The following is a 26,999-nucleotide window of genomic DNA, read 5'->3' on the forward strand; positions in this document are numbered from 1 at the left end:
GTACCGTCTGGACGGTTTTGGTTGCAACTGCAACCACGCCGGTCCCGCCTGGTCACCCGTTCCCGTCGCTGACGGTCCGGACGCACCACGTGACGGACGGGAGGCGCGGTGCGGGCCGGCACCGCGCCTCCCGTCCGCCGGTGGGTGCGGCTAGGCCGACTCCCGCACCAGCAGGCGGTGGCGTACCACGCGCTCGACCGCGCCGCCGGAGCGCGGCAGCTCCCCCGCGAGCATCCCGAGAGCCAGGTCGAGCGCCTGTCGAGCGACTTCGTCCAGGTCGACCGCGAGGGTCGTCAGGGTTGGGGCGACGAGCTCCCCGAGCGCCAACCCGTCCACGCCGACGACCCGGACGTCGCCGGGCACGTCCACGCCGGCACGGCGGCAGGCCGAGAGCACGCCGAGCGCGAGCACGTCGTTGAACGCCAGGACGGCGTCGACCCGCCGGTGCTCCGCCAGGATCCGGGTGGTGTGCTCCGCACCGGCCTCGGCGGTGGGTGCTGCCGCGACGACCAGCTCCGGCAGGTACCCGCGGCGTCGGAGCGACTCGACCATGCGGGCACCACGGTGACTCGGCGTGCCGTCCGCGGCCGCGTCGAGGACCACGGGGTGCTTCACCCCGACGGCGACCAGGTGGTCGGCGAGCTCCTCGATCGCCGCGGTCGGGTCGATCCGGACGGCGGCACGGGTGACGGGGCCGGACGGGTCGAGTTCCACCACCGGCACCGAGCCGAGGCGCTCGATCCACTCCGGTGCGCGGGCGCCGAGGTAGCCGATGACGACGTCCGTCTGCGCGCCGAGCGACTCGACCATCCGGTCCGAGTCGCTCGCCAGGCCGACGTCGGCGAGCATGACGTTCCACCCGCGCCCCGCCGCCAGCCCGAGCACCGCCGACGCGAGTGCCGGCGAGTACGGGTTCCGCAGGTCGTTGACGACGAGCCCGAGCTGGTGGTCACCACCGGTCACGAGCCCGCGCCCGAAGCGGGACGGTCGGTAGTCGAGCGCGGCGGCGGCGGCCAGTACCCGCTCCTTGGTCGCCGCGCTGATGCCGGGCATGCCGTTCATGGCCCGGGTGACGGTCTGCCGGGACACCCCGGCGGCCGCGGCGACGTCGATGATCGTCGCGCGGCCGCCCGGGGTCAGGCTCGGAGGTCCAGCCATGCCACCTGCTCGGGCGTGAGGTCGACGGAGAGCCCCGTCATCGAGGACCGGGCCTCGCCGATCGTGCGCGGTCCGAACAGCGGGAAGGTCGGGAAGGGCTGGTCGAGCACGTACGCCAGGGCGATCGCGGTGGCCGGCACGCCGAACTGCTCGCCGAGCTCCCGCGCGCGACGGAGCCGCTCGAAGTTCTCGTCGCTGTAGTAGCAGCGGACGAGTTCGGCGTCGCTCGTGTCGTCCGGCCGGGCCCGACCGGTGAAGAAGCCGCGGGCCTGCGACGACCACGGCAGCAGCGGGACCTGGCGCTCCTCGAGCCAGGCCTTCGACGCGGCGTCGGTGGCGTGCTCGCAGCCGTCCCACGGCACGTCGTACGCCTCGGCCAGGCCGAAGTGGTTGCTGAGGACCTCGAACCCGTGCTTGCCGTTGGCGCGGGCGTAGGCGTTCGCCTCGTCGAAACGGGCGGGGGTCCAGTTCGATCCGCCGTACACCCGGATGCGGCCGGCGCGACGATGCTCGTCGAGGACGTCGACGAACTCCCCCACCGGGATGTCGGGGTTGTCGCGGTGCATCATGTAGATGTCCGCGTAGTCGGTGCCCTGGCGCTCCAGGCTCTCGAGGAGCTGGCGCGACAGCGACTCCGGGTCGCAGTACGGGGTGTGGGCGCCCTTGGTGATGACGACGACGTCCTCACGGATGCCGCGGTTCTGGATCCACCTGCCGAGTCGGCCTTCGAGCACGCCCCCGCCGTAGACGTACCCGGTGTCGAAGACGTTGCCGCCCTGCTCGACGAACAGGTCGAAGATCGCGCTGGCGTGCGCCAGGTCGGGCTGGTTGTCGACGCCCATCACCAGTCGGGACATCCGCTTGCCGACACCGGGCACCTCGCCGTACCGCATCGGGTTGCCGTCCTGCACGGTGAGTGGCCGGCCGGACACCGTGGGGACGTCGGCGGTCTCGGCCTCGAACGGGTAGCGCAGGCCGATCGCGGCGCGCCAGCGGTCGAGGGTGCGGGCGGTGGCGAGCGTCTCCTCCAGGGTCATCTGCGACGCCTCGACCGCACCGGCCCGCAGGGCGTCCGTGGTGGCGTCGGCCTCACGCGCGTAGGGGTGCTCACCGGCGAAGGACAGCGTGCGCGGGTCCTCGTCCACGGTGCGGACCTCGATGGTCGGGTCGTCACCGAGCGTCCACGGGTCGGTCAGCACGAGGCGCCCGCGCGTGCCGTGCACGGTGACGGCGTTGTCGTCCTGCACCCTGACCCCGGTGCGGACGGACGCCGTGATGCCGCCCCGGTAGGTGAGCTGCGCGACGGTCCACTCGTCGACGCCGGTCGGGCCGAGGGTGCCCGTGGCGGTGAGGTCGACGGGTTCTGCGACCGCGACGCCGGTGGCCGCCTGCACGATCGCGGCCGTCATGGTCACCGGGTACCCGCCGACGTCGAGGATGCCACCGCCTGCAGTGTCGACGTCGAACAGCCGCCCGGCGCGCTCGCCCGCCCGGAAGGCGAAGGACGCGTCGACGTGGGTGACGTCGCCGACGGCACCGTCGCGCACCAGGTCGAGCAGGGCCGCGGTCTGGGGGTGGAAGCGGTACATGAACGCCTCGACGAGCGGCAGCCCGGCCTGGCGTGCTGCGTCGGCGAGTGCCATCGCTGTCCCGTGGTTCACGGCGAGCGGCTTCTCGCACAGCACGGCCTTGCCGGCCTCGAGCGCGGCGAGCACGAGCCGGGCGTGCCCGGTGTGCACGGTCGACACGTAGACGGCGTCCACCCGCGGGTCGGCGAGGGCCTCGTCGTAGGTGCCAGCCGTGACCCCGGTGGTGCCGGACGCAGCGGCCTCGTCGGCGAACGCCCGGGCGCGCTCGGGCGCCGAGCTGCCCGCCGCGACGAGCACCCCGTTGCTCGCCGGGAGCTGGGACAGGAACCGTCGGGCGATGCTGCCGGGGCCGAGGACCGCCCATCCGGGACGGTCCGTGGTGGAGGAGGTCGTGGTGGTGGCGGTGTTCGCCGTCTGCGCTGACATGCGGATCCTTGTCGTCTCGTGAACCTTCACGGTCGCGTCGACGCTAGCGTGCACCAGCGGGGAGGGCAATGCTCGCGCAGCGGTCCGTGAGCGTTCACGGTGCGGCGCATCGTCACGGGGGCCGGGGAGTCCGGAAGTGCTCCTAGACTCTCCGCATGGCCAGTGCCCGCGACCGTGTCCTCGACAGCTTCGTCGCCATCGTGTGCGAGGAGGGCGAGCGTCCCGCCACCCTCGACGCCGTCGCCGCGCGCGCCGGTGTCTCGAAGGGTGGCCTGCTGTACCACTTCGGGTCGAAGGCGGCCCTGGTCGAGGGACTCTGCGAGCGACTCTCCGACCTGTCCGCGATCGACGTCGAGCGCATGCGCGAGGCCGAGGACGGCGCAGCGCGCTACTTCGTCCGCAACTGCCTGTTCGTCGGCAGCGAGCTCGACCTCGCCCTGCTGGCGGCGAGCCGACTGCAGCAGGCCGGGCACGAGGAGGCCGGTCGGACGCTCGACGACACCGAGAACGCGTGGCTCGCGACCCTCGTCGACGCCCTCGGTGACGAGCCGACCGCACAGGCCGTCAAGCTGCTCGGTGACGGGCTCTACCACCAGGCCTCGCTCGGCGCCGCCAGCGAGGTCCGACCCAAGCGCGGGACCGTCGACATGGAGGCGCTGCTCGCCGTCGTCGACCGGCTGATCGCGACCCGACCGGTCGCGTGAACCGCTGCCCCCGCTCCTGGGGATAGACTGGGCGACGATCCACTCGTCGACACCCGGAGGTATCCCGTGGGCCGCGTCATCGCCGCTGTTTTCTCGATCCTGCTGCTGCTGGTGTCGATGTACCTGTTCGGGTTCGCCTTCCAGGTCGAGTCGGGCCAGGCCTTCGTCTTCATGGCCGGCGTGCTCCTGATGAGCCTCTCGTTCTTCCTGCCGATCCACGTGTTCGGCAAGCGCTGACCGACACGCACCACGAACGGCCCCGTACCTCGTCGAGGTGCGGGGCCGTTCTGTGTCGTCAGTCGGGTGTCGTGCGCCGGGTGTCGTGCGTCGTGCGTGGGTCCGCGCTCCCCGAGGACGCCGGAGACCGCGCGTGGACGACCGCGCAGGGGCGCGATCCGGGCAGCCCGGGTGACCCGAGCGGTTCGGACAGCCCGGGTGACCGGCTAGAGCAGGACGCGCAGCTTCCGCAGCGTCACCGCGGTGCTGATCGCGGCGTGTGCGGCCTCGGCGCCCTTGTCCTCCTTGGAGTCCGGCAGGCCGGCACGGTCGAGGCCCTGCTGCTCGTCGTCCAGCGTGAGCACGCCGAACCCGACGGGCTTGCCGGCCTCGATCGCCACGCGGGTCAGGCCGCTGGTGGCCGCGTCGGAGACGTACTCGAAGTGGGGCGTCCCGCCGCGGATGATCACGCCGAGCGCCACCACCGCGTCGAACCCGGCCTCGAGCGCGGTCTTCGCGACCACCGGCAGTTCGAAGCTGCCCGGCACCGGGAAGACGTCGGCCGTGGCCCCGAGCCGTTCGACCTCGCGCTGGGCGCCGGCGAGCAGCCCGCCGGCGATCGTGTCGTGCCACTGCCCCGCGATGATGGCCACCCGGATCCCGGTGCCGTCCACGTGGTCGCGGTCCGCCGCGCCTGCTCCGCTCATCGTGTCGTTCCTTCCGTGGGCCCGGCATCCGCTGCCGCCGCCCGGTCTGCCGCGTCCAGCCAGTCGGCGAGCGCGGCGATGGTGATGACGGGCACGCCCTCGCGCGCCCCGAGTGCGACGAGCGCCGGCAGCCGCATCATGCTGCCGTCCTCGTCGACGATCTCGCAGATCGCCGCGGCGGGCCGGAGTCCGGCCGCGGTGACGAGCTCGATCGCAGCTTCGGTGTGTCCTGCGCGTTCGCGGACGCCGCCCGGACGTGCCCGCAACGGCACCACGTGCCCGGGGCGGTGCAGGTCGTCGCGCACCGATGTCGGGTCGGCGAGGACCCGGAGCGTGCGTGCCCGGTCGTGGGCGCTGATGCCCGTGGTCACGCCGACGGCCGCGTCGACCGTCACCGTGTAGGCGGTCCCCCGGACGTCCTCGTTGTGCGCCACCATCGGCGGCAGGTCGAGCGCGTCCGCGATCTCGACGCTCACCGGGGCGCAGATGAACCCGGACGAGTGCGCAACGGTCCACGCGATCCACTCCGGGCTCGCGAGCTCGGCGGACAGGATGACGTCGCCCTCGTTCTCGCGGTCCTCGTCGTCGACCACGATCACCGGCCGCCCGGCCGCGATGGCGGCGACCGCGGCGTCGACGGTGGCCAGGCCCGCGTCGGCGGGTCCGGCGGCAGTCGCGACCACGTCGGAGCGGTGACCGGTCCCGGCGACCATCACCGGGCCTCCAGGACGGACGCCGCGGCGTCCAGCCGCAGCATCCGCCGCACGTGGCGGGCGAGCACGTCGGTCTCGACGTTGACCCGGTCCCCCGGCACGCGGGAGCCGAGGGTCGTCGCCTCGAGCGTCTCGGGGATCAGGCTGACCTCGAACCAGGCCGCGTCGGGTGCGGTGTCCTCGGCCGAGACGGCGCTGACCGTCAGGGAGACGCCGTCGAGGGCGATCGACCCCTTGTCGACCACGAGCGGGCTGAGCGCCGGGCTGAGCGAGAAGCGGACACGGCGCCAGCCGTCGCCGTCGGCGGTCTCGAGCACGGTCGCCGTTCCGTCGATGTGGCCCTGGACGATGTGGCCGCCCAGGCGGTCGCCGACCGAGGCGGCGCGCTCGAGGTTCAGGCGGTCCCCCACCCGGAGCGAACCGTGGGCGCTCATGTCGAGGGTCTGCTTCATGACGAAGGCGGTGAAGGTCTCGGGGGTCTGCTCGACGACGGTCAGGCAGACGCCACTCGTCGCGATCGAGTCGCCGTGACGGGCGTCCTGCACGACGACGGGGCCGTGCACGGTGAGCGCGACGGAGTCGCCCTGCTGCTCGACGGCGGTGACGGTGCCGAGTTCCTCGATGATGCCGGTGAACACTGGTGTCCTCTCAACGGGACTCCGGGGGCGTTCGACGATCGTCGGCATCGGCGGACGGGGCGCACCCCACGGGTCGTGGGGTCGTCCTGTCCGCCAAGCGCGCCTCCCATCCGGACTCTCACCGTCGGTCCCGGAATCCCACCGGGTCAACATCAGTCGGGTTCGCACCCGTCGTCAGTTCGTGGACTGTCACCACCGGCTCGGATTTCCACCGACCCCGGAGCGCTTGCGTAGTCGGAACGATACCCCAGGCCGCTGACGGCCGCGCCGCGGGGGCCGTCACGGGGCGTCACGGGGCGCGGTCGTGGAGCACGCGCGCTCCACGACGATCCACGCGGCGATCGACGCGTGCCCTGTCGCAAGGTGCACACGCATCCGGTGCGGACGCACCACCGGGCACGGGGACGAGGGGCGCCACCACGGTGACGCCCCTCGTCCCCCCGCTGTCAGTGCCGACGTCGGAGCACGAGTGTGCCCGCTCCGGCGAGGAGCAGCAGGAGCGCGAACCCGGCCGGCAGGATCGGCGAGGGCGCCCCGGTGTAGGCGAGCTCCGACCGTCCGTCGGCCGCCGCGGTGGTCGCCGCGACGGTGCTCGTGGTCGCCGTGGTCCCGCTGGTGACCGCTGCCGCGGTGGTCACGACACCCGCCGTGGAGGCCCGGGTCGGCTCGACCGTGTCGGCCTGCTCGACCGGGGTGGTCACGATCGCGGGCGTGGTGCCGGTGCCGGTGTCGGTCCCGGCTCCGGGCGTGGTGCCGGGGTCGGTACCGTCGCCGGGAGTGGTGCCCGGGGTGGTACCGGGGTCCGTGCCGTCACCGGGGGTGGTGCCGGGCTCGGTGCTGGGATCCGTGCCGTCACCGGGGGTGGTGCCAGGCTCGGTGCCGGTCCCCGGGGTCGCGGAGGTGCCGTCGCCGACGATGCCGATCCCGTTGCCGCCGATGGTCACGGGCAGCGAGATCACCGGGGTGATCTGGGTTCCGGAGAGCAGACCGTCGTCACCGGAGGTCGTGCCACCCGTCACCGGGGTCGAGGCTCCCGGGGTGGTCGAACCCGTGCCGGCGCTGGTGCCCTCACCGAGGACACCGATCCCGTTGCCACCGATCGTCACCGGCACGTTGACCACCGGGGACACCTGCGTCCCCGACGCCGTGCCGTCCTCGCCGGAGGTCGTCCCAGCCGTCACCGGGGTCGAAGTCCCCGGGGTGGTCGAACCGGTGCCGGCGCTGGTGCCGTCACCGAGGACACCGATCCCGTTGCCACCGACCGTCACCGGCACCGAGAGCACCGGGGACACCTGCGTCCCCGACGCCGTGCCGTCCTCACCGGAGGTCGTCCCACCGGTCAACGGAGCCGAACCGGTCGGGGTGGTCGAACCCGTGCCGGCGCTGGTGCCCTCACCGAGGACACCGATCCCGTTGCCACCGACCGTCACCGGGACGTCGATCACCGGAGTGACCTGCGTGCCCGAGGCCGTGCCGTCCTCGCCGGAGGTCGTGCCACCCGTCACCGGGGTCGAGGTCCCCGGGGTGGTCGAACCGGTGCCGGTGCTGGTGCCCTCACCGAGGACACCGATCCCGTTGCCACCGACCGTCACCGGGACGTCGATCACCGGAGTGACCTGCGTGCCCGAGGCCGTGCCGTCCTCGCCGGAGGTCGTCCCACCGGCCGCCGGAGTGGCGCTGCCGGACGTGCCCGCGGCTGGAGCCGTCGAGCCGGAGCTGGTGCCCTCACCGAGGACGCCGATCCCGTTGCCGGACACCGTCACCGGCGCCGTCACGGTCGGGGCGACCTGCGTGCCGGACGCCGTGCCGTCCTCGCCCGAGGTGCTGGGTGCGGCAGCCGGAGCAGCCGGAGCCGGAGCCGGAGCCGGCGCCGGAGCGGGTGCCGAGGTCGACACCGCGTCCCCACCCACCGCGACGGCGTTGTCGCCGACGGTGACCGGTGCGGAGACGTCCGGCACCACCTGCGTGCCGGAGGCCGTGCCGTCCGCACCCGACGTCGTCGGTGCGGACGCCGGTGCCGGTGCAGGTGCAGGAGCAGGTGCAGGAGCGGCTGCCGGCGTCGCTGCCGTCGCCGTCGAGGTCGCGCCACCGAGTACCGCGATCGCGTTGTCGGTGAGGGTCACCGGAGCGTCCGCAGCCGCGGCCACCTGGGTGCCGGACAGGACGCCGTCGGCGCCCGAGGTCGTGGCCGCGTTCGCCGCAGCCGTGCCGCCGAGCGTGAGCCCGCCGACGAAGAGGGTGAACCAGAGCCCTCTCGAGACGTACTTGTTCATGGTCGTACTCCCTGATCGAGATCGTCACCGACCGCGGTCGCGGTCGGGATGTGTGCGTTCCTGCCGTGTCGGGCAGGTGCACCGATCTCAGTCGGGGGCGACGTCGTGCTCGCCGACGACGGATGCGGGGACCGCGTCGTCGGAGAGTGTGCCGCGTGACCCCGCGGCGAGGGAGGTGGTGCCGTCGGTCGAGCCGACGATGCCGACGGCTGCGACGCCGCCGGTGGTCGAGGAGCCGCCGCCCAGGGCGCCGGTGTCCTGTGCGGGGAACGGGGTGCGGTGACCGTCACGGTCGGCGGGCACGAGCGACGCCCGCTCCACGAGGGTCGCGTCCTGCACGCCGTCGACGGCGGCGACCGGGCCGGTGGTCGAGGCCACGCTGGTCCGGGCCGCCGGAGCGCCCGTGACCGAGCGGTCACCCGTGCCGGACGGGCCGGCGGACGCGGCCTCCTGGCCGCTGTGCGCCGGACCGGCGGCGGGCCGTGCGGGCGCGACCGGAGTGGACGGGACGGGCCCGGTGGACGGGTCCGTGCCGCCGCCCACCGGGAGTGCGGGGACGTCGACGACGGGAGCCGTGCCTCCAGGCAGGGTGCCGCCCACCGACGGGACGACGCCGGTGACGACGTCCGGGACGCTCCCGACGGTCGTGCCGACCGGGCCGAGCGTGTCGTCGACCAGGTCCGTCACCGGTCCGGTGACGGTGCTCAGGGTGTCGTCGCCCAGGACGGTACCGACGACCGGGACGGCGCCGACCACGTGGTCGACGGTCTCCACGACGGTCGTGGTCGGGCGAGCGTCGGTGACGCGCTGGACGGTCTCGGTCACGGGACGCACCACCGTCGCGACGGTGTCCGTCACCGGCCGGGAGGCGGTGCTCACCGTGTCGACGACGCCCTGCGTCGGACGAGTGGCCGGTCCCGGAGCGGGGCTGGTGGCGACCGGAGCGGAGCTCGACGGCGCAGGTGCTGCTGCGGGGGCCGGGGCCGGGGCTGCGGGAGCAGGCGCGGGAGCCGCCGGTGCAGGCGCCGGGGCTGCCGGCGCAGGTGCCTGCGGCGCGGGTGCCGGTGCCGGCGCGGGTGCCGGTGCGACCGCCTTGCGGACGGGATCGACGACGCCGCCGACGGCCTTCCCGACCTCGCCGGTCGCGCCCTGCACGGTCCCTCCGACCCCGTCGACCACGTTGCCGACCAGGCCGCGCGGTTCGCTCGCGAGCGGTGCCGCCGGCGCAGCCGAGGCCGGCCGCGCACCGAGCAGCAGGGACAGCAGCACGAGGGCAGCGAGGGTCCCGACGCCCAGCAGGACGATCCGGAGTGCGGCGCGCCAGGGTGCGCGCAACGCCTTGTCCATGCGCTCACCTCCTGATCTCGGCCGCGCACGTAGAGTGGTTGACCGGCAATGTACGCCGGTCCGGTCCGGGACACACCCTGTTTCGGAAGATATTCTCAGGAAAGGCCGCCCGTGGTCTCGATCTTCAACGCTCCGACCCGCAACCTGGACATCGTCACGCTGCACGAGATCCTCCGACTCCGGCAGGACGTGTTCGTCGTCGAGCAGGAGTGCGCGTACGGCGACATCGACGGACGCGACCTCGAGCCGGGCACCGTGCAGTTCTGGGCCGGCAACGGTTCGGTGGACGCCACCCTGCGCCTGCTCCGCGAGCCCGACGGCACCGAGCGCATCGGTCGGGTCGCGACGGCGAAGCACGCCCGTGGGCAGGGTCTCGCCGGTCAGCTCATGGAGGCGGCGATCGGCGAAGCCCGCTCGCACAGCATCGCCCTCGGCGCCCAGGCCCACCTGGAGCAGTGGTACGCGCGCTTCGGGTTCGTGCGCTCCGGTGACGAGTACGTCGAGGACCGGATCCCCCACGTCCCGATGACCCGCACGCGCTGAGCGGTCGGCCGCACGCCCGGGTCCGGGGCACCGCTCGGACCGGGCTCAGGCCCGCCAGCGGCGCAGTTCGTCGAACGACCGGCCCTGCGCCGCACGGTCGGCGACCAGGCGTTCGAACACGATGTTCGTCTGCGTGGTCGCCACGGACGGGTCGCCGCTGAGCTCGTCGGCGACGAAGTCGCGCAGCTGCTCGGTCGACTCGCACGCGATGTGCACGAGGAAGTCCTTGTCGCCCGCCAGGAACGACACGTCCTGCACGACGGGCACCCGGAGCAGTCGCTTCGCGAAGTCACGCAGTTCGTGCCGGGCGGCGGCGTGGACGCGCACGGACACCATCGCCTCGATCGAGAACCCGAGCCGGGCGACGTCCACCTCGGCGCGGTAGCCCCGGATCACGCCCGCGTCCTCCAGGGCACGCACCCGCGCCAGACAGGTGGACGGCGCGATGCCGACCGCTGCCGCCAGCCGGTTGTTCGGGATCCGGGCATCGGCGGCGAGCGTCCACAGGATGCGTTCGTCGACCTCGTCGAGGCGCGGAGCGGGGTCGGGGCGACGGACGGGGCGGTCGGCACGGTCGGACACGGCCCCGACGCTACCGTGACCGCTCCCGGGCGGACGCGACGATCATCGAGGAGACCGTGTCCGGCAGGGACACGACCGCCGTCCCCGACGAGGAGCCCCATGAGCAGCACCGACCACGACGACGCCACCCCGCACGCCCGGCCGTCCTTCCGCGACGGCATGGCCGCCGGGCTCGTGCAGAAGGTGGTCGAACCGCTGCTCCGTGCCGTGCGCGAGGAGATCGCGTCGGCACGGCGGGAGATCGGCGCCCGCGCCCGCAGTGCCAGGACCGGCCTGCTGCTCACGGGTGCGGCCGTGGCGTTCGCACTGACCACCCTCGTCGCGCTCGCGGGCTTCGTCGTGGTGCTGCTGGCTCTGGTGCTCCCGCTCTGGGCGGCGGCCGGGATCACCGTCGCCGTGTTCGCGATCGTGACCGCGGTGCTGTTCGTCGTCGGGCTGCGCGGGATCCGGCGCGGTGTGCCGCCGGTGCCGAAGGACACCATCCAGGCCGCGAAGCAGCGGGTGACGCACGCGTCGGACGCACCGTCGGACGGCGCCGCGCGCGACTGACGGAGCCGACGGGACGACACCGGGGTCGCGACGGCCGGCGGCAGACCGGGGTCCGCTACATCGCCAGGGTCATGCCGACCACGGCCACCGTCATGGCGAAGACCTCGCCGCTCCGGACCGCGCGTCGATCCTCGCGCGCCCACTCGTACCGGAGCAGCCAGCCGCTGAAGGCGCAGTAGCCGATGACGCCGGCACCGAGCACCGCCGACAGGGCGATCCCGTGCCCGGCGTGCGGGTCGGCGACCCCCGTCGTGTGCCCCATCAGCAGCATCCCCGCCATCACGACGGCGGAGAGCGCACGGTGCACGTCCATCGGCTCACCCCGGCGGCCGTCGGCTCGACGGCGGCGCATCACGGGCAGGGGCGCCAGGAGCAGCAGCAGGGTCGCGGCGAACAGGGTCCACACCGCTCCGGCGTCGACGACGGGCATGAGCATCGCGACGAGCATCACGCCCGCCGGCACGATCACACCGGGCCGCGGGCGGTAGCGGTCGCCGACGATGCAGCACACCGACGCGAACTGCGGCACGACGAGCATGGCGTCGGCGACGGTCTCGTGCACGGCGGGTCCTCGCGCGGGGCGGTGCGGCTCGGGTCAGTCCTCGGCGCGGGCAGCGGCCTTGGCGGCGCGCTCCTGCTTCACGCGGGCGTTCTCCGCGTGCACGGCGGCCTGCGTCGCGCGCTCGCGGACGAGCCACTCCGGCTTCTGCTCGAGCAGCGTCTTGATCTCCGCGGTGGTGAGGGCGTCGTCGATCCCCGCACGGGACAGGCCCGAGATGGAGACGCCGAGCTTCTGCGCCACGACGGGTCGCGGGTGCGGGCCGTCGCGACGGAGGTCCTCGAGCCAGGTCGGCGGGTCGGTCCGGAGCTCGTCGAAGGCGGTCCGCGTGAGGGGAGCGCTCTGGAAGGACTCCGGTGCGGCCGCCAGCAAGATGCCGAGCTTCTTCGCAGCCGTCTCGGGCTTCATGGTCTGTTCCTGCGCCATGGTGACAAGGGTACGGCCCCTATGCTCGTCTGCATGACCGCGGCACTGACCATCGCCTTCGTCCCCGGGGTCTCCCCCGCGAAGTGGGCCCGTGTCTGGCGGGAACGGTTCCCCGGGATCGAGCTCCGCCTGCGCCCCATCGGGCCCGACGACGTCGACGCCGCCCTGGCGGACGAGGCCGACATGGCCTTCGCCCGGATGCCCGTCTCCACGCAGCACAACGCCATCCCGCTCTGGACCGAGACCGCGGTCGTCGCGATGCCGAAGGACTCCCCCCTCGCCGAGCTGGCCGAGGTGGACCTCGCCGACGCCGAGGTGCACGTCGTCGACGCCGGTCCGGTGCCGGCGGACATCGACGGCTCGCTCGACCTGGTCGAGGCGAACGTCGGCGTGGTCGTCCTGCCCCAGTCCCTGTTCCGGGCCGCGAGCCGCAAGGACCTCGTCGCCCGCCCCCTGGTCGGCGCCGCCGGAACCCGGGTCGCGCTGGTCTGGCGCGACGCCGACGCCAGCGACACGACCGAGGAGTTCATCGGCGTGGTGCGCGGACGCACCGCCAACAGCTCGCGCAGTCAGCCGGACCGGCCGGGAGGCACGGATCGCGACGGGACCGACGGCGCGCGTCCGCCTCGTGGCGGCGCCAAGGCCGGGGGCGGCTCCGGCGGGGCCGCCGGCTCCGGCGGCGGCAAGGCGAAGGCGAAGTCGCCCGGCAGCGGCAAGTCCGGCGGCGGCAAGAAGTCGAACACCGGCAAGGGCCCCACGCCGGGGCGGGGGAAGATGCGCGGCAAGCCGAGCCGCGGCTCGAAGGGCAACCGGTGACGGACACGCGGCTGGTCGCGATGCCGGCCACGCGCCTCCCGGCCTGGCTCGACCGCACGATGACCGAGTACGTGGCGTCGCGGATGCAGGCGGGCGAGAACCGCGAGCAGGCCGAGGCGAACGCGCAGGCAACGCGCGACCGGTGGTTCCCCGGCGGCACCCCGGCCGCGGGGCACCTGGTGTGGGACGTCGTCGACCAGGACGACACCGTCGTCGGGTACCTGTGGGTCGGGCCGTTCGAGCCGGACAGCACCGCCTGGTGGGTGTTCGACGTCGAGATCGACGACGCACACCGTCGCCGGGGGCACGCACGGCGTGCACTCGAGGCGGGCGAGCGGGCTGCGGCGGACCACGGCGCGACCAGCATCGGCCTGAACGTGTTCGGCTACAACACGGGTGCCCAGGAGCTCTACGCGTCGCTCGGGTACGGGGTCACCGCGACGCAGATGCGCAAGGCCCTGGCCTGATCGGGGCCCGTCGTCGCCGGACCACGCGACGATCGGCGGTCACTGCCAGACGCCGGAGGTACCGCGGCGGTGACTGCCGACCAGGTGGGTGTCGACGATGCCGAGTGCCTCCATCAGGGCGTGCATCGTGGTCGGGCCGACGAACGCGAACCCGCGCTTCCGCAGCGCCTTCGACAGGGCGGTCGACTCGTCGGAGGTCGTCGGGACCTCGGCGGCCGAGCGCGGCTCCGGTGTGGACGCAGGACGGAACGACCACACGAGGTCGGCGAGCCCGCCGTCCGCGCGCAGGGCGACGGTGGCCCGGGCGTTCGTGATGGTCGCGAGGATCTTCGCCCGGTTGCGGACGATCCCGGCGTCGGTCATCAGCCGGGCGACGTCGTCCTCGCCGAAGGTCGCCACGGTGTCCGGGTCGAAGTCGGCGAACGCCGCACGGAACGCCGGCCGCTTGGCCAGGATCGTGCGCCACGACAGGCCGGACTGGAACGCCTCGAGCGAGAGCCGCTCGAACACACCACGCTCGTCCCGCACGGGCATGCCCCACTCGGTGTCGTAGTAGTCCCGCAGCATCGGGTCGGCGGACGCCCACACCGGCCGGGCCAGGCCGTCGTCGCCGATGACGAGGTCGGTGCTGGCGGGCGCGGCGTCGGTCGTCATCGGTCCATCTTGACGGCCGGCGCCGACACCCGCCAGGTCACTCGGTGGGCGGACCGTCCTGCATCGCCTGCTCGTCCATCCACACGTACTCCCAGCGGTGTCCGTCCGGGTCGGTGAAGCTGCGCTGGTACATGGAACCGAGGTCCATCTCCGGACGGTCCTCGGTGCCACCGGCGGCGACGGCTGCGTCGACGATGCGGTGGACCTCGTCCTTCGACGGCGCCGAGAGGGAGTTGATCACCTCGATGGTCTCCGCGTCGGCGATCGTCTTGTCGGTGAACTCGGCGAACTTCGGCAGGGTGAGGACCATGACGAAGATCGTGTCGCTGACGACGACGCACGCGGCGGTGTCGTCGCTGAACATCGGGTTGATCGTGTACCCGAGGGCTTCGTAGAACGCCTTCGAGCGCTCGAGGTCGGCGACGGGCAGGTTGATGAAGACCATCGTTTCCATGAGGGGTTCCTTTCGTCGTGCTCAACCTGGCCCGAGGGCGGGCCGAGCGCAACTGTTCCTCGGTGGAAGCAACTGGGACCCAACGCGCAGGACCGGTGCAGGACCCCGCTGGTGCGACCCTGGCGAGGCCCCGCCACCCACCGGTTCACTAGGATCAGGCCATGACCGAGCCGTCGCGCATCCTCGTCCTCAACGGACCGAACCTCGACATCCTCGGGCGTCGCGACCCGGAGCAGTACGGCACCGTGACGCTCGCCGAGATCGAGGCGATCGTGCACACCGAGGCGGCGGTGCACGGTCTCGAGGCGGACTTCCGGCAGACCAACCGCGAGGGCGAACTGGTCGAGTGGCTGCACGAGGCGCTCGACGCCTTCGTCGCGGTCGTCATCAACCCGGCCGCGTACGCGCACACCTCCGTCGCACTGCACGACGCCGTCGAGGCCCTGTCCGTCCCCGTCGTCGAGGTCCACCTGTCGAACACGTGGAAGCGCGAGCCGTTCCGGCACGTGGACCACGTCGCCACCGCCGCGACCGCGGTCATCGCCGGCGCGGGTGCCGACGGGTACCGTCTGGCGGTCGCGCACGTGGCGTCGTTGGTGACGGACGTCACCGACTGACGAGAGGCCCGTGGCGGGGCCGCGCCGCGCCTCCCGACCCGGCAGGCTGCTAGAACTCGTCGGGGCGGCGCACTTCGGCGAGGCCTGCGGAGACGAAGCCGCCGCGCACGATCGGGACGGCTCGTCGGACGGCCTGGTCGATCCGGAGCTCGAGGTCGACGCTGCCGATGTCGTAGCCGCCCTCACGCTTGACGAAGTCCCGCTCGTTGCCGAAGACCCCGAGCGGCAGCGTCGTCGACTGGAAGAACCCGAACAGCGGTCGCATCTGGTGCTCGACGAGCAGGGCGTGCCGGTCGCTGCCGCCGGTCGCGGTCAGGAGCACCGGGGTGTCGACGAGGTCGTACTGCCCGATCCAGTCGAAGAACAACTTGAACGCGCCCGAGTACGCGGCGCGGAACGCCGGGCTGCCGACCACGAGCACGTCGGCGGCCTCGACCGTCTCGAGCGCGCGTCGCGTGCGCTCGGACATCCCCGCACGACTCGTCGCGGCCCCGAGGTCGGCCAGGAGTGGCCCGATCTCGATGGTCTCGGTACGGGCGCCGTCGATCTCGTCGGCCATGCGCGCGACGGTGGCGGCCACCAAGGTCGACGTGCGCGATGGGTCCGATGGGCTGCCGCTGACGCCGACGACCAGTGCTCCGCTCATGCGGTCGATGCTCACACGGCCTTGGGCGGCGCCGCGCGTTCGTGACGACATGTGTCGGGTGCCAGCGCCGGCGGGTACGGTCCGGCGCATGCAGACGTTCCTGCCGTACGCCGACTTCCGCGCCTCAGCCGAGGTGCTCGACGACCGGCGACTCGGCAAGCAACGTGTCGAGACCCTGCAGGTGATGCGGGCACTGACGCTCCCCGACTACGGCTGGCAGCACCACCCGGTCACGGCGATGTGGCGCGGCTACCGCCCGGCGCTGATGGCGTACCAGGAGGCCACGTGCCGGGTCTGGACCGAGCGGGGTCACGCGGACACCTGCCTCGAGAAGACGCTGCTCGACCTCGCACGGGTGCCCGAGGACCTGGCGGCGTACGAGCGCGGTGACGTGCCGATCCCGCCGTGGAACGACGACGAGGCGCTGCACGAGTCGCACCGCTCGAAGCTCGTGCAGAAGGCGCCCGAGCACTACCGCGAGCTGTTCCCGGACGCGCCGGACGACCTCGCCTACCTGTGGCCGGGCACGCCGGAACCGGCTCCGCACCGGGTCTGACACGCACCGGGTCTGACGTGCACCGCGTCGGAGCACCAGGGAGGACCGGAGCCCGCCGTGGGCTGCAGGGGAACCGACGCCGCTGACAGGGGGGGCGGGCGTCGACCCACGGCGGGATCGCGGTGTACGGCGGGACACGACGACAGGGGACGTCGCGCCCCGCGCCGGGTGCCGATCAGGGGTCGACGCCCGGTCTGGGGCACCACGCGGTCCGGTTCAGGAGAACCGCGGGGTGGTGGACCTCAAGGGTGTTCGGTGTCCTCTCGGTACCGGTCCGTCTCGGTCGGTGCGGGCATCGACCGGTGGGTTGCGGCAGGGCGGACCATGGGGAGCAGGGCACTCCCGGCGGTCGCGAGCGCACCGACCACGGCGATGAACCCGAGCGGGGCCGTGCCGAGGTCGTGCTGCGCTGCCAGGGCGAGCGCGACGAGGGTCGCCGGCGCGGGCAGGAGCTGGATCGCTCGGAAGCGGTCGTCCTGTCGCGTCGGGGACACCATCACGTTGGCCATGCCCCCACTCTGACGCAGAACGGTTGTCCGCAGAAGGGGGGACACGTACCCAGAGATGGAGTAGAACGTCTAGTACACCTCAGCCGAGGGCGCGGACGGTCGCCACGGATTCGGTCACGGCCCGCACGACGACCGGGACGTCGTCGGCCGTGAGCGTCGCGTCGAACGTCAGTCGGAGCGCGGTCCTGGCCACGTCGTCGGGGATCCCGAGCGCCGTGAGCACGTGCGAGGCCTCGGTGCTGCCCGCGGCGCAGGCGCTGCCCGAGGACGACACCACGTCACGCTGCTCGAGCTCGAGCAGCACGGTCTCGCCGTTGACACCCGGGAAGCAGAACGACGCGTGCCCGGGGAGCCGGTGTTCCCGCGACCCGGTGACGAACGCACCGGGGACCGCGGCGAGCACGCCGTCGAGCACCGCGTCGCGCACGGTGGTCGCCGCGCCCTCCCCCGACCGCACCGTCTCCACAGCCAGTCCGAGCGCGGTCGCCACCGCGACGGCCCCGGCGACGTCCTCGGTACCGGACCGACGACCGCGCTCCTGTCCCCCGCCGTGCAGCAGCGGTTCGAGCGGGACCCCGGACCGGATCGCGAGCACCCCGGTGCCCTTCGGGGCGCCGAGCTTGTGCCCGGACAACGACAGCGCGTCGACCCCGAGCACGTCGAGGCCGATCGGCAGCCAGGGCGCGGACTGCACGGCGTCGGTGTGGAACCGGGCTCCGACCTCGTGCGCCACCGCCGCGAGCGCCGGCAGGTCCTGCACGGTGCCGATCTCGTTGTCGGTGTGCGCGATCGACACGAGCGTGGTGTCGGGCCGGAGCGCTGCCCGCAGCACGGCCGGGTCGACGCGCCCGTCCGGGTCGACGGGCAGCACGGTGACGTCGAAACCGTGGAAGCGGGCGAGGTACGCACAGCTCTCCAGCACGGCCTCGTGCTCGACGGCGCTCGTGACGACGTGCCGACCGCGGGGCGTGGCGAGGGCGATCCCCTTGACGGCGGTGTTCGCCCCCTCGGTGCCGCCGGTGGTGAAGACGACCTCGGCGGGTCGGCAGCCGAGCACCCGTGCGACGGTGGCCCGGGCGGCGGCGAGCCCCCGAGCGGCCTCATCCCCGACCCCGTGCGTCGACGACGGGTTGCCGAACACGCCGGTCAGGTACGGCCACATCGCCTCGAGCACCTCGCGGCGGACCGGGGTGGTCGCAGCGCGGTCCAGGTAGAACACGTCAGTCCCGCACCGGCGCGGCGACGTCGATGTCGAGCCCGAGGTCGAGCGCCCGCGCCGAGTGGGTCAGCGCCCCGACCGAGATGACGTCGACGCCGGTCGCCGCGATGGCCGCGACGGTGTCGAGCGACACCCCGCCCGAGGCCTCGACGAGCGCGCGCCCGGCGACGATGCCGACCCCGGTCACGAGTTCGTCCGGCGTGAAGTTGTCGAGCATGATCGTGTCCACCCCGGCGGCGACGACGGGTTCGATCTGGTCGATGCGGTCCACCTCGACCTCCACGTGCACGGTGTGCCCGAGCCGCTGGCGGGCTTGAGCGATCGCGTCGCCGATGCCGGTGCCGCCGGCCAGCAGCACCGCCAGGTGGTTGTCCTTGGCGAGCACGGCGTCGGACAGCGAGGTGCGGTGGTTGTGCCCGCCGCCGCACCGCACCGCGTAGCGCTCGAGCGCGCGGAGGCCCGGCGTCGTCTTGCGGGTGTCGACGATCCGCGCGGACGTGCCGGCGGCCGCCGCGACGTGGGCTGCGGTGGTCGTCGCGATGCCCGACATCCTCTGCACCAGGTTCAGGGCGACCCGTTCGGCCCGCAGCACGGCCCGCGCCGACCCGGTGACGGTCGCGAGGACGTCGCCCGCCACGAAGTGCGTGCCGTCGGCGACGTGCACGACGGCCTCGATCGACGGGTCGACGGCGTGCATCACCGCGACGAACACCGGACCGCCGCTCAGCACGCCGGGCTCACGCGCGCCGAGGGTCGCGGTCGCGGTCGCCTCGGCGGGGATCAGCGTCTCGCTGGTGACGTCGCCCCAGGGCGCGTCCTCCTCGAGCGCGGTCTCGATCACGCGACGCAGCGCGTGCGGCGGGATGGTGCCGGGGTCGGTGGTCATGCGGGTACCTCCTGCGGGACGACGGCGGGGTCGTCGGTGTGTTCGCCCGTGCGCTCGGCGGGGCGTGCGTCGGTGTGGTCGGCGACCCAGGCGTACGAGGCCGGGGCGGCTGGGTCGGTGTCGGGGTGGTCCGTGCGGGCGTGCGCGCCGCGGGACTCGGTGCGGGTCTCGGCGGCGAGCGCGACGAGTCGGGCCAGGTCGAGCAGCGCGCGGTCCTCGTGCTCGCGCACGCCGCCGCCGGCCGGCGCGGTCAGCGCGTCGAGGTCGCGGCGCGCGCTCGCCAGTCCCGCGGCGTCGCGGAGCAGCCCGACGCGGTCCGTCATGACGGACTGGACCGCCTGCCGGACCGTCCCCGCGTCGTCAGGGTGGGTCGCGCCTCCCGGCAGGGTCGGGTGGGAGGCGCGGATCGCGTCGGCCGCTCGGGGCACGCTGGCGACGTGGAGACCGGCGTCGCCGCGCAGGCGGAGCAGGCCGGGTCGCGGTGCGGCGACCGCGTCCGCTGCGCGGACCGCGAAGACGAGGCCCTCGAGCAGCGAGTTCGATGCGAGCCGGTTGGCGCCGTGGACGCCGGTGCAGGCGGCCTCACCGACGGCGAGCAGGCCGGGCAGGCTCGTCCGTCCTTCGGCGTCGGTCGCGATGCCGCCCATCGAGTAGTGCGCCGCCGGTGCGACCGGGACGCCCTGGCGGGTCCAGTCGAAGCCGGCGTCGCGTGTGGCCCGGGTGAGTCCGGGGAACCGCCCGACCAGGAAGTCGGCGTCGAGACCGGTGGCGTCGAGCAGGACGGGTGCACCGCCCTGGTCGCGCACGGCGGCGGCGATGCCACGGGCGACGACGTCGCGCGGGGCGAGCTCGGCGTCCGGGTGCACAGCGGTCATGAAGCGGTGTCCGGCGGCGTCGCGGAGGACGGCGCCCTCGCCGCGGACCGCCTCGGAGACGAGCCCGCCGCCGGGGACCGCGAGTCGGGTCGGGTGGAACTGCACGAACTCCAGGTCGGCGAGGACGGCGCCGGCCCGCCAGGCGGCGGCCACCCCGTCGCCGGTCGCGACCAGGGGGTTGGTGGTCTCGCGGTACAGGTGTCCCGCTCCCCCGGACGCGATGAGGACGGCGTCCGCGTCGATCCGCCGGGGTTCGCCGAGCAGGTCGAGGACGTCGACGCCGACGACCGTGCCGTCGCGGACCACGAGGTCGGTCAGGCTGGTGCGCTCGAGGATCGTCACGTGCCGTCGGTGCAGCGCCGCGATGAGCGTGCGTTCGATGGCGGCACCGGTCGCGTCGCCGTCGGCGTGCAGGACCCGCCACCGCCCGTGCGCGGCCTCGCGACCACGGGCCAGGTCGTCGCCGTACCGGTCGAGGGCCGTCAGGTCGGACGACCGGTCGAAGGGCACGCCGAGGGCGAGCAGGTCGCGCACGCGTGCCGGGCCGTCGGTGCACAGGACCTCGACGGCACGGGCGTCGGCGCTGCCGGCCGCGGCGACGTGGGTGTCGGCCTGGTGCAGCGCCGCGGAGTCGTCGGCACCGAGCGCCACCGCGATGCCGCCCTGGGCGTACGCGGTGGCGCTGTCGGCGAGCGCCCCCTTCGTCACGAGCGTGACGTCGTGCAGGGTGCTCGCGCGGATCGCTGCGGTCAGGCCGGCGATGCCGGACCCGACGATGACGACGTGCACGGTGGTCTCCTCGAACGCTCGGGGGCGGCGGTCAGCCGCGCGGCTTGGCGGCGAGCATGCGCTCGAGCGCGACCTTGGCGTCGGCCTGCACGTCGGCGGGGACGACGATCTCGTTGAGGACCTCGCCGCGCACGAGCGCCTCGAGCACCCACGCCAGGTAGCCCGGGTGGATCCGGTACATCGTCGAGCACGGGCAGACCACGGGGTCCAGGCAGAAGATCGTGTGCTGTGGGTACTCGGCGGCGAGCCGGTTCACCATGTTGATCTCGGTGCCGATCGCGAAGGTGGTCGGCTCGGTGGCCGCCGCGACGGTCTTCCGGATCAGGTCGGTGCTGCCGGCGTGGTCGGCGGCGTCGACGACGGCCATGGGGCACTCCGGGTGCACGATGACCTGCACGCCGGGGTGCTCGCGGCGGGCCTGGTCGATCTGGTCGACGGTGAAGCGTCGGTGCACGGAGCAGAAGCCGTGCCAGAGGATGACCTTCGCCGCCTCGAGGCCCTCCGCCGTGTTGCCGCCCCCGGGCAGCCGCGGGTTCCACATCGGCATGAGGTCGGTGCTGATGCCCATCGCCTTCGCGGTGTTGCGGCCGAGGTGCTGGTCGGGGAAGAACAGGACCCGCTGCCCGCGCTCGAACGCCCACTCGAGCACCGTCGCGGCGTTCGACGAGGTGCAGACGATGCCGCCGTTGCGACCGCAGAAGGCCTTGAGGTCGGCGGCGGAGTTCATGTAGGTCACCGGGATCACCGGGACACGGCCGTCGGCGTCGGGCTCCGTGCCGTACACGGCGGCCAGTTCGGCCCAGGCGGCCTCGACGCTGTCGATGTCGGCCATGTCCGCCATCGAGCAGCCGGCAGCCAGGTTCGGCAGGATCACACGCTGGTCGTCGCGGGCCAGGATGTCCGCGGTCTCGGCCATGAAGTGGACACCGCAGAACACGATCGCCTCGGCGTCGGGCTTCGTCAGGGCGGCGTTCGCCAGCTGGAACGAGTCGCCGAGGAAGTCCGCGTGCCGCACGACCTCGTCGCGCTGGTAGAAGTGGCCGAGCACGACGACGCGGTCGCCCAGGGTGGCCTTGGCCCGCTCGATGCGCTCGTGCAGTTCCTCGGTCGGGGCCGTCTTGTACTCGTCGGGCAGCACGCCCTGGCGCGGGGCGCTCGTCGGGATGACGTCGGACATCGACGATCCGGGACCGTACCCGGGGCGGGCGTCGAAGTCCCACGTCGGCAGGGCGAGGTCCGGCGTGCAGGTGCTGCCGCCGGCCTGGCCGTTGGAGATGAGCTCGATGGTCGTGGCGATGGACACGGGGTTTCCTATCGGTTCCGCTGCTGGTGCTGATCGGCCCCGGTCTGCAGCGGGCCGTTGTCCGCGTAGGCCAGGTCGGGGTTCGAGCGGTACAGCCGAGCCGGACGGTGCCGGCCCCCGCTCGTGGTCTCGTCGGTCGGCAGGACCGCGTCGGTCTTCTCGACCTGCCGACGGAAGTTCGCGGGGTCGAGCGCCCGGCCGAGCACCGCCTCGTAGACCCCGCGGAGCTCGGCGAGGGTGAACCGGTCGCCGAGGAACGCCTGCGCGATCCGTGAGTACGACATCTTGTTGCGCAGCCGCCACAGGGCGTACTCGACGATGCGGTCGTGGTCGAACGCCAGCGGCGGGTGCTCGTCGGCCAGGAACCACCGGACGTTCCAGTCGTCGGGCACGACGTTCGCCTCGTCCGGGTGCACGAGCGCCCAGTACACGATCGACACGACCCGGTTCGGCGACCGGCCGACGTCACCGAACGCGTAGAGCTGCTCGAGGTACCGCGGCTGGACGTTCGTCGTCTCACGCAGGCGGGCGGCCGCCGAGTCCTCGAGCCCCTCGTCCACACCGACCCACCCGCCGGGCAGCGCCCAGGACCCCTCGAACGGCTCCGCGACGCGACGGACGAGCGGCATCCACAGCGCCGGCGCCCCGGTGTCCGGGTGCGGACGGAGCGCGACGATCACCGTGGAGACGGCGACGCGGATGTCGGGCTCGCTCACGTTAGTGTCATCCTGACTCGAAGTGTTCGGGTTGCGATGACACTATCACCCCTGCCGCGGTCCGCTCGTCACGAGCCGGAAACAGACCGTCACGGGGACGAAAACTGCCGGGCGGGCGACGCCGTTACCGTGGACGACATGACGACGGTGACGAGGGTGCACGCCGTGGTGTCGGGAACCGTCCAGGGCGTCGGCTTCCGGTACTGGACCGCCAGGAAGGCCGACGGGCTCGACCTGGTCGGCTACGCCAGGAACCTCTGGTACGGCACGGTCGAGGTCGAGGCCGAGGGGCCGTCGGACGCCGTCGACTCGCTGGTCGCGTGCCTGCGGACCGGCCCGCCGTCGGCGACCGTGACCGACGTGACGCTCCGCAGCGTCGCGCCGCGGGGCGACGCCGACGAGTTCGCCGTCCTGCGCTGACCGACAGGCCCAGCACGCCGGGCCCGGCACCCTCGGCCCCGCTCGCTCCGACCGGCACCGATCGTTCACCTGCGGATGTCGGCACGAAGCGGAATAATCGCATCCACTCAGGCGGTTGCCCTGTCTGCGCGACCTGCGCCACCCCAGTTCCACCAGTCGTGAACCACCAGGAGCCCCCGCATGACCCAGGCCGTCGATTCCGCCCCCCGCACGGGAAGCGTCTCGCAGCCGTCCGCTGCCGAGACCCGACTCGTGATCGGGCTGCTGCTCGTGTCCGCGTTCGTCGTCATCCTCAACGAGACGATCATGGGTGTGGCGCTGCCCCGCCTGATGCAGGACCTCGGGATCAGCGCCGCCACCGGGCAGTGGCTGACCACGGGCTTCCTGCTCACCATGGCCGTCGTGATCCCGATCACCGGCTTCCTGCTGCAGCGCTTCAACACCCGGCCCGTCTTCCTCTGGGCGATGGGGCTGTTCTCTGCGGGCACGCTCATCGCCCTGCTCGCCCCCGGCTTCACGCTGCTGCTGGTCGGCCGCATCGTGCAGGCCAGCGGGACCGCGATCATGATGCCGCTGCTCATGACGACCGTCCTGACGCTCATCGACCCGGCGCACCGCGGCCGCATCATGGGCAACATCTCGATCGTCATCTCGGTCGCCCCCGCGATCGGTCCGACCATCTCCGGCCTCATCCTCAACGCGTTCTCGTGGCGCTGGCTGTTCGGCTTCGTGCTCCCGATCGCGATCGCCGCACTGATCCTCGGCCTGGTCAAGGTGCAGAACGTCTCGACCCCGCGCCGGGCCCCGATCGACGTGCTCTCGGTCGTGCTGTCCGCCTTCGCGTTCGGCGGCATCGTCTACGGGCTCTCGAGCCTGGGCGAGGCCGGCACCACCGGCCCGCTCGTCCCGATCACCGCCCTGGTCGTCGGCGCCGTCGCACTCGCGGTCTTCATCGTCCGCCAGACGCGGCTGCAGCGTGCCGACCGCGCCCTGCTCGACCTCCGCACCTTCCGCACCCGCGGCTTCACGGTGCCGATCGTCGCGATGGGCCTGAGCTTCATGGCGATGTTCGGCACGCTGATCCTGCTGCCGATCTACCTCGAGCGGGTCCTCGGGCTCGAGGTGCTCCAGGTCGGCCTGCTCCTGCTGCCCGGTGGTCTGCTCATGGGGCTGCTCTCCCCCATCGTCGGGCGCATCTACGACCGCCACGGCCCGCGCGTGCTCCTGATCCCCGGATCGATCATCGTGAGCGGCGTGCTCTGGGCCCTCTCCACGGTCGGTGTCGACACCAGCGTCGGGTTCGTGCTCGCCGCGCACGTCGTGCTGAGCGTCGGCCTGGCACTGACCTTCACCCCGCTGTTCACCGCGGCGCTCGGCGGCCTGCCCCCGAAGCTGTACTCGCACGGCAGTGCGGTGCTCGGCACGGCGCAGCAGCTGGCGGGTGCGGCCGGCACCGCCCTGTTCGTCACGCTCCTGACCATCGGCGCCGCGACCGCGGTCGAGGGTTCGGGTGCCGAGGGCGCCGCCGTGGCCACCGCGTCCGGCGTGCAGACGGCGTTCCTGGTCGGTGCGGTGATCTCGCTGTTCGGCATCCTGGCGTCGGTGTTCGTCCGCCGCCCGGCCGTCGCCGAAGGTGCGCCCACGCCGCCGCCCGTGCACTAGCGGACGCGCACCAGCGGACGCGCACACCGAGTGTGCACGAGACGTCGGGTCGGCAGCCGCCACCCGGCGTCTCCTGCGTCCTCCCGTCCCGTCCCGTCGTCGGCGTGGCAGGCTGACGGCATGCGGTCGACGGCGCGCGAGCTGAACTGGTCCGGCACGGTCACCTACACGGCCGAGCACGTGGCACGTCCGGGGTCCGTCGTCGAGGCCGCCGAGCTCGTCGCACGCTCCCGACGGGTGCACGGCCTCGGCACCCGGCACTCGTTCAACGACGTCGCCGACGCCCCGGGGGTCCTGCTCGACCTCACCGCGATCCCCACGGACCTGGTCGTCGACTCCGACCGGCAGACCGCGACCCTCGGCGCCGGTACCCGGTACGGTGTCGTCGCGCCGGACCTCGACCGCGCCGGCGCCGCCCTGCACAACATGGGATCGCTGCCGCACATCTCCGTGGGCGGGGCGGTCGCGACGGGCACGCACGGCTCCGGCACCGCCCTCGGTTCCCTGAGCACGGCGGTACGGGCGTTCGAGGTGATCGGCCCCGACGGGTCGGTGCGGACCGTCGACCGCGACGACCCCACCTTCGACGGCGCGGTGCTGCACCTGGGGCTGCTCGGGATCGTCACCCGGGTCACGCTCGACGTCGAACCGGCCTACCGCATGCGACAGGACGCCTACGGTTCGATCCCGTGGGACACCTTCACCGCCCACGTCGCCGAGGTGCACGCCGCAGCGGACTCGGTGTGCTCGTACACGGTGTTCGGCGACCAGGTCAGCGAGGTCCTGCTCAAGACGCGCGTCCCCGTCGACGCCGACGACGTGCCGGTGCCCGAGGAGTTGTTCGGCGCGCCCCGGCTGCCGGGAGCGCCCGGTGACGACCACCGCACGGCCCGCGACGGCAGCGTCGGTCCGTGGTGGGACCGCCTGCCGCACTTCCCGATCGGCTCGGTGCCGAGCCACGGTTCCGAGGTGCAGAGCGAGCACTTCGTCCCGCTCCGGCACGCGGCCGCCGCGCTCGACGCCCTGCGCGGCCTGGCCGACCGGATCCAGCCGCACCTGCACGTGTCCGAGCTGCGGACGATGGCCGCCGACGACCTGTGGCTGAGCCCGAGCCAGGGCGAGGACGTGCTCTGCATCGCCTTCACCTGGAAGAAGCACCCGGCGGAGGTCGCCGCACTCCTGCCCGACCTCGAGGCCCGGTTGGCACCGTTCGGCGGCCGACCGCACTGGGGCAAGATGAGCTCCCTCGACGGGGCCGCCATCGCCGCGCTCTACCCGCGCCTGGCGGACTTCCGCGACCTCGTGGCCCGCGCGGACCCGGAGCGGACGTTCGCATCCGCGTTCGGCGAGCGGGTGCTCGGGACCTGACCCGGGCCTCCAGGCAGACCCGCGTGGACCGGCGCAGCTGCGCGCCGCGCGCCGGCCGGGAGGCCCGCCACCCGCCCGCCCCGACGGTCACGCCACGGGCGTGACCGTCTTCGACACCCCGTCCCAGTGGCGCACGCCGCCCACGGTCAGCACCTCGGGCAGCGGCGCGCCGCGGAGCGCGGCCACCGCGGCGCCCAGGTCCTGGTCGCGCACCCGGCGGGCGAACGAGACGTGCGGCGACCACGCGCCGGGCAGCGAGGTGTCGACCCCACCCGGCGCGGTGCGGTGCACGGCACGGTGGAAGTCCGCGAGCGCCGGATCGACGACCACGGCCCGCACCAGCACCGATCGGTCCGCTCCGGCCGGGAACAGCAGGACCCCGCCGAGCCGCAGGGACATGGGGACCGGGACGTCGAAGCCGCTCGGGACCGGCAGGTCGTCGCCGGCGGCCAGCGTGACGTGCGGGCTGTTCGTGTCGGACCGCCCCAGGCTCGGCAGGTCGGCGTCGACCAGCGCCTGCCACGCCGTCCGCACGGCGGCGTCCGACTCCTGGTCGAGGACGAGTTCGATGCTGCGCACGGACCGAGTCAACCAAGCTGCGCCGTGACGCGG

The 26,999-nt window shown here is 73.3% G+C and carries 30 protein-coding genes, 1 pseudogene and 1 riboswitch; of the genes and pseudogenes, 11 read left to right on the forward strand and 20 right to left on the reverse strand.

All coding sequences use genetic code 11. From position 1 onward, the window contains the following. Positions 1-150: 150 nt before the first annotated feature. Complete coding sequence (locus tag LEL83_RS12435; protein ID WP_198656415.1) at positions 151-1,158, reverse strand: LacI family DNA-binding transcriptional regulator; 1,008 nt, start codon at positions 1,156-1,158, stop codon at positions 151-153. After that, the gene (locus LEL83_RS12440; protein WP_225559042.1) at positions 1,137-3,173 is read right to left on the reverse strand and encodes an aldo/keto reductase; all 2,037 of its coding nucleotides are present in this window, start codon (positions 3,171-3,173) and stop codon (positions 1,137-1,139) included. The genes LEL83_RS12435 and LEL83_RS12440 overlap by 22 nt, the downstream gene beginning before the upstream one ends. A 155-nt stretch (positions 3,174-3,328) precedes the next feature. Here LEL83_RS12440 and LEL83_RS12445 point away from each other — a divergent pair, with 155 nt between their 5' ends. Both LEL83_RS12445 and LEL83_RS12450 read left to right on the forward strand, forming a co-directional pair. Further along, positions 3,329-3,877, forward strand: a complete 549-nt coding sequence (locus LEL83_RS12445) for a TetR/AcrR family transcriptional regulator (protein WP_225559043.1) — start codon at positions 3,329-3,331, stop codon at positions 3,875-3,877. A 66-nt stretch (positions 3,878-3,943) separates the two neighbouring features. After that, the gene (locus LEL83_RS12450; protein ID WP_017888559.1) at positions 3,944-4,114 is read left to right on the forward strand and encodes a hypothetical protein; all 171 of its coding nucleotides are present in this window, start codon (positions 3,944-3,946) and stop codon (positions 4,112-4,114) included. A gap of 206 nt (positions 4,115-4,320) precedes the next feature. On the opposite strand, the gene ribH is transcribed toward LEL83_RS12450, so the two are convergent. The 5 genes and pseudogenes from ribH to LEL83_RS12475 form a co-directional block, all read right to left on the reverse strand. Then, positions 4,321-4,800, reverse strand: a complete 480-nt coding sequence (gene ribH, locus LEL83_RS12455; protein ID WP_225559044.1) for a 6,7-dimethyl-8-ribityllumazine synthase — start codon at positions 4,798-4,800, stop codon at positions 4,321-4,323. Between the two features lie 29 nt (positions 4,801-4,829). Next, a pseudogene (ribB, locus tag LEL83_RS12460) lies at positions 4,830-5,513 on the reverse strand (3,4-dihydroxy-2-butanone-4-phosphate synthase); the annotation flags it as partial. Continuing rightward, a complete protein-coding gene (locus LEL83_RS12465) occupies positions 5,513-6,151 on the reverse strand; it encodes a riboflavin synthase (protein WP_225559045.1) in 639 nt (212 codons plus the stop codon). The gene LEL83_RS12465 and the pseudogene ribB, both read right to left, overlap by 1 nt. Positions 6,152-6,245: 94 nt before the next feature. Then, a riboswitch (FMN riboswitch) is annotated at positions 6,246-6,380 on the reverse strand. Positions 6,381-6,597: 217 nt separating this feature from the next. After that, positions 6,598-8,424: a beta strand repeat-containing protein gene (locus tag LEL83_RS12470; protein ID WP_225559046.1), complete on the reverse strand. Its 1,827-nt coding sequence runs from the start codon at positions 8,422-8,424 to the stop codon at positions 6,598-6,600. Between the two features lie 87 nt (positions 8,425-8,511). Then, entirely contained in the window at positions 8,512-9,771 is a 1,260-nt protein-coding gene (locus tag LEL83_RS12475) for a hypothetical protein (protein ID WP_225559047.1), read from the reverse strand. A gap of 111 nt (positions 9,772-9,882) precedes the next feature. On the opposite strand from LEL83_RS12475, the gene LEL83_RS12480 reads away from it, so the two are divergent. Next, positions 9,883-10,314 carry a GNAT family N-acetyltransferase gene (locus tag LEL83_RS12480; protein WP_225559048.1) on the forward strand — a complete coding sequence of 144 codons (432 nt, stop codon included), beginning with the start codon at positions 9,883-9,885 and terminating at the stop codon, positions 10,312-10,314. Between the two features lie 45 nt (positions 10,315-10,359). Here LEL83_RS12480 and LEL83_RS16280 read toward each other — a convergent pair whose 3' ends face one another. Next, complete coding sequence (locus tag LEL83_RS16280; RefSeq protein WP_198656422.1) at positions 10,360-10,896, reverse strand: Lrp/AsnC family transcriptional regulator; 537 nt, start codon at positions 10,894-10,896, stop codon at positions 10,360-10,362. Between the two features lie 99 nt (positions 10,897-10,995). On the opposite strand from LEL83_RS16280, the gene LEL83_RS12490 reads away from it, so the two are divergent. Further along, entirely contained in the window at positions 10,996-11,445 is a 450-nt protein-coding gene (locus LEL83_RS12490) for a phage holin family protein (RefSeq protein ID WP_225559049.1), read from the forward strand. 55 nt (positions 11,446-11,500) lie between these two features. Here the strand turns inward: LEL83_RS12490 and LEL83_RS12495 are convergent, their stop codons facing one another. Continuing rightward, positions 11,501-12,007, reverse strand: coding sequence for a hypothetical protein (locus tag LEL83_RS12495; RefSeq protein ID WP_225559050.1), 507 nt, complete (start codon positions 12,005-12,007; stop codon positions 11,501-11,503). 33 nt (positions 12,008-12,040) lie between these two features. Next, on the reverse strand, positions 12,041-12,430 hold the full coding sequence (locus LEL83_RS12500; RefSeq protein WP_225559051.1) for a DUF5997 family protein: 390 nt from the start codon (positions 12,428-12,430) through the stop codon (positions 12,041-12,043). Between the two features lie 33 nt (positions 12,431-12,463). Here LEL83_RS12500 and LEL83_RS12505 point away from each other — a divergent pair, with 33 nt between their 5' ends. Next, positions 12,464-13,246, forward strand: a complete 783-nt coding sequence (locus LEL83_RS12505; RefSeq protein ID WP_225559052.1) for a LysR family transcriptional regulator substrate-binding protein — start codon at positions 12,464-12,466, stop codon at positions 13,244-13,246. Next, entirely contained in the window at positions 13,243-13,713 is a 471-nt protein-coding gene (locus LEL83_RS12510; protein ID WP_225559053.1) for a GNAT family N-acetyltransferase, read from the forward strand. The genes LEL83_RS12505 and LEL83_RS12510 overlap by 4 nt, the downstream gene beginning before the upstream one ends. Before the next feature lie 39 nt (positions 13,714-13,752). Here LEL83_RS12510 and LEL83_RS12515 read toward each other — a convergent pair whose 3' ends face one another. Both LEL83_RS12515 and LEL83_RS12520 read right to left on the reverse strand, forming a co-directional pair. Beyond that, positions 13,753-14,367 (reverse strand): DNA-3-methyladenine glycosylase I, encoded by a 615-nt coding sequence (locus tag LEL83_RS12515; protein ID WP_225559054.1) that lies wholly within the window; start codon positions 14,365-14,367, stop codon positions 13,753-13,755. A gap of 37 nt (positions 14,368-14,404) precedes the next feature. Beyond that, positions 14,405-14,821 (reverse strand): VOC family protein, encoded by a 417-nt coding sequence (locus LEL83_RS12520; protein ID WP_225559055.1) that lies wholly within the window; start codon positions 14,819-14,821, stop codon positions 14,405-14,407. A 161-nt stretch (positions 14,822-14,982) separates the two neighbouring features. Between LEL83_RS12520 and aroQ the strand changes: the two genes are divergently transcribed. Beyond that, on the forward strand, positions 14,983-15,438 hold the full coding sequence (gene aroQ, locus LEL83_RS12525) for a type II 3-dehydroquinate dehydratase (protein WP_198656430.1): 456 nt from the start codon (positions 14,983-14,985) through the stop codon (positions 15,436-15,438). Positions 15,439-15,487: 49 nt separating this feature from the next. Here the strand turns inward: aroQ and LEL83_RS12530 are convergent, their stop codons facing one another. Further along, complete coding sequence (locus tag LEL83_RS12530) at positions 15,488-16,084, reverse strand: NAD(P)H-dependent oxidoreductase (protein WP_225559056.1); 597 nt, start codon at positions 16,082-16,084, stop codon at positions 15,488-15,490. An 88-nt stretch (positions 16,085-16,172) separates the two neighbouring features. Between LEL83_RS12530 and LEL83_RS12535 the strand changes: the two genes are divergently transcribed. Further along, positions 16,173-16,640, forward strand: coding sequence for an MSMEG_6728 family protein (locus LEL83_RS12535; protein ID WP_225559057.1), 468 nt, complete (start codon positions 16,173-16,175; stop codon positions 16,638-16,640). A gap of 242 nt (positions 16,641-16,882) precedes the next feature. Here the strand turns inward: LEL83_RS12535 and LEL83_RS12540 are convergent, their stop codons facing one another. The 6 genes from LEL83_RS12540 to LEL83_RS12565 form a co-directional block, all read right to left on the reverse strand. Continuing rightward, on the reverse strand, positions 16,883-17,149 hold the full coding sequence (locus LEL83_RS12540; protein WP_225559058.1) for a hypothetical protein: 267 nt from the start codon (positions 17,147-17,149) through the stop codon (positions 16,883-16,885). Between the two features lie 79 nt (positions 17,150-17,228). Beyond that, positions 17,229-18,368, reverse strand: a complete 1,140-nt coding sequence (locus LEL83_RS12545; RefSeq protein ID WP_225559059.1) for a cysteine desulfurase family protein — start codon at positions 18,366-18,368, stop codon at positions 17,229-17,231. 1 nt (position 18,369) lies between these two features. Continuing rightward, complete coding sequence (gene nadC, locus LEL83_RS12550; protein WP_225559060.1) at positions 18,370-19,254, reverse strand: carboxylating nicotinate-nucleotide diphosphorylase; 885 nt, start codon at positions 19,252-19,254, stop codon at positions 18,370-18,372. Continuing rightward, a complete protein-coding gene (locus LEL83_RS16285) occupies positions 19,251-20,918 on the reverse strand; it encodes an L-aspartate oxidase (RefSeq protein ID WP_225559061.1) in 1,668 nt (555 codons plus the stop codon). Before LEL83_RS16285 ends, nadC begins: the two co-directional genes overlap by 4 nt. Positions 20,919-20,949: 31 nt before the next feature. Then, positions 20,950-22,221, reverse strand: a complete 1,272-nt coding sequence (nadA, locus tag LEL83_RS12560) for a quinolinate synthase NadA (RefSeq protein ID WP_225559062.1) — start codon at positions 22,219-22,221, stop codon at positions 20,950-20,952. A gap of 8 nt (positions 22,222-22,229) precedes the next feature. Then, complete coding sequence (locus tag LEL83_RS12565; RefSeq protein ID WP_225559063.1) at positions 22,230-22,937, reverse strand: NUDIX hydrolase; 708 nt, start codon at positions 22,935-22,937, stop codon at positions 22,230-22,232. A 138-nt stretch (positions 22,938-23,075) separates the two neighbouring features. Between LEL83_RS12565 and LEL83_RS12570 the strand changes: the two genes are divergently transcribed. The 3 genes from LEL83_RS12570 (at position 23,076) to LEL83_RS12580 (ending at position 26,387) form a co-directional block, all read left to right on the forward strand. Continuing rightward, positions 23,076-23,357 (forward strand): acylphosphatase, encoded by a 282-nt coding sequence (locus LEL83_RS12570; protein ID WP_225559064.1) that lies wholly within the window; start codon positions 23,076-23,078, stop codon positions 23,355-23,357. Positions 23,358-23,537: 180 nt separating this feature from the next. Beyond that, positions 23,538-25,019, forward strand: coding sequence for an MDR family MFS transporter (locus LEL83_RS12575; protein WP_198656440.1), 1,482 nt, complete (start codon positions 23,538-23,540; stop codon positions 25,017-25,019). A gap of 120 nt (positions 25,020-25,139) precedes the next feature. Beyond that, positions 25,140-26,387, forward strand: coding sequence for a D-arabinono-1,4-lactone oxidase (locus tag LEL83_RS12580; protein ID WP_225559065.1), 1,248 nt, complete (start codon positions 25,140-25,142; stop codon positions 26,385-26,387). 87 nt (positions 26,388-26,474) lie between these two features. On the opposite strand, the gene LEL83_RS12585 is transcribed toward LEL83_RS12580, so the two are convergent. Then, positions 26,475-26,966 (reverse strand): 2'-5' RNA ligase family protein, encoded by a 492-nt coding sequence (locus LEL83_RS12585; RefSeq protein ID WP_225559066.1) that lies wholly within the window; start codon positions 26,964-26,966, stop codon positions 26,475-26,477. Between the last annotated feature and the right edge of the window lie 33 nt (positions 26,967-26,999).

It is taken from the genome of Curtobacterium oceanosedimentum (assembly GCF_020297365.1).
Lineage (GTDB): Bacteria > Actinomycetota > Actinomycetes > Actinomycetales > Microbacteriaceae > Curtobacterium.